Annotated in this window: 1 protein-coding gene; it reads left to right on the forward strand. The window is 56.8% G+C overall.

Features of this window, described 5'->3' with window-relative positions; all coding sequences use genetic code 11:
• The first annotated feature begins 60 nt into the window (after positions 1 to 60).
• Positions 61 to 330: a hypothetical protein gene (locus EN879_RS38645; RefSeq protein ID WP_063168395.1), complete on the forward strand. Its 270-nt coding sequence runs from the start codon at positions 61 to 63 to the stop codon at positions 328 to 330.
• The last annotated feature ends 77 nt before the right edge of the window (positions 331 to 407 follow it).

Raw genomic sequence — 407 nt, forward strand, 5'->3', positions numbered from 1 at the left:
CGGCCATGCGACGGCAAATTGCCGAACCGGCCGCTTATGGCCATAACTGGAGTTAGACCCATGCCGAACAATGCGCCGCATAACGCCTTACGTGCCGCCGTCAATCGCGCCATTGCCAGCGGCGCGCCTGTCTACGTCAATCAAAGCGGCCGGCCGCAAATGGCCGAATTCTCGAGCGCAAATGAAGCGGTCTTGTATCGCCAGAAATTCGGCGGCTGGATTTTCGTTAAGGAAGGCGAAACGGCCGCGCTTTGGTTCGATGCTGAATTCTACACGCCTAGCTTTATCTTCCGCCATGCCGCCGCAAGCGGCAATGGCCGATTGATCTAAAGCCGGAAACTTCAAACCGCCAATTGTGGCAACCATGGGAGTCTAGAAATGAATAAGCCGCTTGATTCCGCCGCGCG

Origin of the sequence: Mesorhizobium sp. M7A.F.Ca.AU.002.02.1.1, assembly GCF_003998535.1 — a bacterium.
GTDB classification, from domain to species: domain Bacteria; phylum Pseudomonadota; class Alphaproteobacteria; order Rhizobiales; family Rhizobiaceae; genus Mesorhizobium; species Mesorhizobium ciceri.